The sequence below is a fragment of the Tateyamaria sp. LSS28 genome, from assembly GCF_059611725.1.
Window position 1 is genome coordinate 1 of sequence record NZ_JCAPFI010000017.1, and the last position, 4172, is coordinate 4172.

2 protein-coding genes are annotated in these 4172 nt (G+C 53.1%); one reads left to right on the forward strand and one right to left on the reverse strand.

Going from position 1 to position 4172, the window contains the following annotated elements:
* Nucleotides 1-2958, reverse strand: a 2958-nt coding sequence (locus tag AC53L6_RS24200) for an Ig-like domain-containing protein (RefSeq protein ID WP_496909690.1), incomplete at its 3' end; no start/stop codon positions are given.
* 458 nt (nt 2959-3416) lie between these two features.
* Between AC53L6_RS24200 and AC53L6_RS24205 the strand changes: the two genes are divergently transcribed.
* Nucleotides 3417-3593 (forward strand): hypothetical protein, encoded by a 177-nt coding sequence (locus AC53L6_RS24205; protein WP_496909691.1) that lies wholly within the window; start codon nt 3417-3419, stop codon nt 3591-3593.
* Nucleotides 3594-4172 lie beyond the last annotated feature (579 nt).

The following is a 4172-nucleotide window of genomic DNA, read 5'->3' on the forward strand; positions in this document are numbered from 1 at the left end:
TAAGCTTCTTTGCGTGTCATCCAACCCAAGGTATCGAGCAAGAAAGCCGTTCGAAACAACAGGGTCTTGCACGTCAAGAACTTCGATGGCGAAGCTTTCAGAAATGGACGCCCCAGCTGTATCGGTCGCCGTGATTTCGATATTGATCATGCTGGCTTCCTCGAAGCTCAAAGATGCTCCAGAGCGCAGTTGCAAATGCCCGTTAACAATTTCGAAACGATCATCAGAAACTGAGAATGCGTGGCTGTCGTCACTGTCTCTGTCGAGAACCCGGATCTCTCCAATCACTGCACCTGCAACCCACTCAGACACAACAGTGGAAGAAAGAATGATGTCCTCAGGAACTGTGTTTGTATCAAGAACATCACCCTGCCCGATTGTTGTGATGGACGTGCCAGACCCGGCACCAAGCTCGAGCCAGACTTCATCTGTGTCGTAGTTGACTGTAATCGTGGCGCCGCGTCCACCCAGACCCATAACATCGAAGCTGCCCAAGCTGCCGATAATCTCATCCGCACTCATGAGCATGTAGGTACCATTGCTAATGTAGGCTTGTGTCAGGTCTACCGTCAGATCCAAGTCACCCAATTCGATGCGGGAAGTCACATTTGGATTGTCTCCAAATGCCCCAGAGCGGAATTCGGCGATACGTCCCAGACCCGATGCGTCGCTCGCAATCGTCAGATCAGCACCGGCATCAAAGCGAATAACACCCAGATCACCATCGTCGTCGTCAAAGCCGACCAAGGCGTCCGCACCATTGATGACGAGTTCAGCGTTCCGGCCAACAGTATAAATTCCGCCGTCAGCGCTCAGGATTGCCTGACCACTTTCGATGACCAGGTCAACATTGCTGCTCACCAAACCAGTGTTGGCAAACCGCCCGCCATCCTGAGTTACGTTCAGGACACCTTGGCTTGAATAGCCTCCGAGCCAAACCTGACCGGCAGAAGTAATATCGATCTCGCCCCCCGATGCACCCGACGTGGCCTGTCCAGTGACAGTCAGCCGACCGCTTGAAACCTCGAGGCGGCCGTTGTCGCCCATATCCAGTGCGGAAATGGTTTGAGTGCCACCATAGATCACAAGGTTACCGCCAAGATCTACGCTGTCGCCTTCAACACTGCCTGCGATGTCGCCACTGTCCCAATTCAGGCGATTGTCCCAACGCACGCCGTCGCCCCGCTCATCAGGGATAAAACGCACTTCGCGGGCATCCGTACGTACCTCTGGAAGAATTCCGAACGCGGTTTGGAAATAGGCGTTGAGTTCATCCGCCGTGACTTCGTTGACTTGGATCCATTGCACCAAATCATCCGTGACCGCATTGGGATCGTTCAGGATCAAACGCGCCAAGTTGTTCATGGTCGTTTGATCCAGCACGCTGCGGTCAAGCCCGTCTACATTGCGTTCATGCGATCCTTCTCGGTCATAGAGAACGTCTTCGCCGCTGAACCAGTTGTAGACGACGGTGTCGTCGAAAAACGCCGCTTGCTGGTTGTTCAATCCGCCATTGTTGTAAAAGTGGCTGTCGAGTTCCCAAGGGGCTTCCGGGTCAGTCAAATGGGCCACGATGTTTCCGATCAGGGCCGTTTGATAACCTTGGTTGTCGATCCCCAATGACAGGGCTCCGGCCGTTACAGCGTCGCGATACCCAGCATCCGTTACCACGTTGCCTTGGACGAGAGAGTAGTGCCCAACGGGTCCAGAGTCGCCGCCGCCCAGAACGTTGAGCATGGCATTGTTGTCGAAAAACAGGTTGTCTTCGACGAAACCACCGGTTCGAATTTGAGCGCCAAAAGATGCGGCCTGGCCCATGATGTTGTCACGGAATGTCACATCAAGGTTGTCATTTTGAACATATACGGCGTGGCTGAACATGCCGGGCGCTTGCGAAGAGTTCGCGTTGCGGTCGTATGCGTAACCGTCTTCCCAGCCGATCTCGGTAAAGCGTGTGCCTTCGATCAAAAGGCCGACGCCACCTTGGGCATAGATGCCTTGAACCCGGTCATCGAATGCGTGCCAGGTACCACCGTGCACCGGTTCGTCAGGGTTCAGGTTATAGAAGTTGGAGTCGCGCAGAGTGAAGCTGTCAACATTCTGTACAACAAGCGCGCCTTCCTCGGTGCCGGTGACGGAATCGAAGATCACGTTGTTGCTTTGATCGCCAGGACCAGCCACCAGAACAGTATCCACGAAGTGCAGATCGTGGACGACTATGTTGCTGAAATCATTGGCGATAAAGTAAATGTCGCCCTCTATGACCGGCTGCGCGCCTTCGCCATAGGAAGTGATAACGATAGGGTGCAGCGGGCTTTCGCCCTGCATGCCGCGGGTAGAGATGTCTTCACCGCGCGATTGATAGGTATACCCTGCTTCGAAACGCAGCCAGTTGGATGATGGTTCGGACCCTGTACCGACCAGCTCGCCCCAAAGCATCATCGCAGTATCCATGTCCAACGCCGTGTCCGGGCTCGACCCGTATTGGGGGTTGTCTGCCAGCCATTGTGCGTTGATCTGCCATGTCTGCAGCCCTTCTGCCGACGCAATGTCGGCAATACTCAGAGCGTCGGATGACCCGGTGACATAAACTTCGCGGTGGTTGTCGCCTGTTTCGATGACCAATTCACTGTCATCATCAGTTTCCAGCATGTAGTGGTTGGCGCCGGTTGCCCAACCGGCGGCTTGACTGCCCTGCACAACATTCATCGAGATCGTCTGCTGCGAGGTTGCGCCACTTGCATCGGTCACCTCGATAGTAAAATCGAGGGAACCGGTGTAATCCGTTTCGGTCATCACCAGCGCCAGAGAATTGTCTGGATTGACCGTCAGCCGACCGTGGTCGGGACTATCAATGATTGAAATCGACTGTGCTGTGTCGAAGTTCTCTGGTTGCAATGTTGTAGTGCGGCCGCCAGAGATTTCAGCGGTCGTTTGCGTTGTAACTGTCAGCGGCATGAGGTTGGTCCCGGATTGTATCGTGCTTTTACGGCACCCGGATATCAACCAATGGTTGTTAACTTGATAACGCGTGAAATACAGCCAACTTTCTAAAGGTGGAGAAATCAAAAAACGGCAACAAAAAATCAGGCCGATCGTGGGACATCCGAACGGGCGCAGTTGTGTTTCCAATTCAGGTATCTAACAAAGTGTGTGCGGCACAGTTCAGCAACTGCACTGCGCCCCCAAAAAGGCCGAGTGCCTTACCCCCGTAGAGCAGTGCCAAAGTTGGTTTAGTTTTGGAGGCAGGATTTATGGCGCGGAGCCGGTATTCGGACGAAGAACTCTCCCTCTTGGATTTCTTGCGTGTACTTGGCGATTTTTTTCAAGGTCTTTGACTTGGAGAAGTAAAATGCTCTGGAACTTGGCCCGCTGCCTCATCTCTATCTTGGCAACTGGACGTCCAGGAAGAGGCCATGCTCTATCAGAGGATCCTATTGGAAGCAGATAAGATCAGCGATGGCGCCTTGGCACTGGAAAATATGATCGTGGCAGAAGCTCCTGTGCCGGGCGCCAACACTCCTGACATTCGTATACAGTTTGCTTCAAGCGGCGATGCCTATGATTGGGTCATTCGCACCTTTGGCAAATAGCTCGACGACGGATTTGTCGATCGTCTCTGCGCTCTTATCAATCGCACCACGACAGATGGGAAATTGTACATTTGAGGAGAGGAAAACCTGTTCCTAATTTTTCTGAGTGATGAAAACCACGACCAACTCAGCCCCTAAATGCCTATGATTTTGGTTCAGCACATGGACTTTAGCGGGCCGCAGGAAAAACTCAGCCTTTTTCCCGATCACGACATGGTCTTGGACCACCACGCCAAATGCTTCACACGCAGCCAGGAGTTGTTAAGTTATGTCGTGGCCCTGATAATCAGCAATTGGGGGCCGGAAGTAAGATGTCTGGCACGAGAGAATTGCTCAAGTTAGCCATAACGACGCGCTCAAGCGACTGCTTCGACAAACGGTTCATCTTGATGAGCAATCTTCGGACAGCCTGCACAGTCAGGAATGGCGCTAGGCAAGAAAAATTCCCCTTAGGCGGGTGGGGTTGGTTGGATAAGCCAAGCCACCAGTTAATTTGGCAATGTGGGCGATACATATGAACACCAATCGATGGATATTGAGTGCCATCCAGGACTTGCGAGATATGGCCAGGGGGAACTC